Annotated in this window: 1 protein-coding gene; it reads left to right on the forward strand. The window is 43.0% G+C overall.

The features are described from left to right. Positions 1-263 (forward strand): hypothetical protein (locus HA632_RS00005; protein ID WP_176305196.1); only part of this gene is annotated, 263 nt, incomplete at both ends.

Here is a 263-nt window from a genome sequence, read left to right on the forward strand (position 1 = left end):
GTATTCTTAATTAGTTATTACCATACTCAAGCCGATGCAGAAGCCGGGACAAATGCCATTCCACTGGCAGAAGCACAGGCTTATATTACCCAACCTGATACCGACCAGATTTGGGTTAAGGTAGAGAATAGCAGCAACAGCATTGTACCGTTCTGTTATGCACTGACGACTATTGATATTGAGATAGAGCGTTATCCGAACCCTATTATTGATACCCAAAATGATGTGACCACGATTTGTGTTGACTTCGCAACGGGAGAAGT

It is taken from the genome of Flavobacterium sp. J49, assembly GCF_011742145.1.
Classification (GTDB): Bacteria; Bacteroidota; Bacteroidia; order Flavobacteriales; family Flavobacteriaceae; genus Flavobacterium.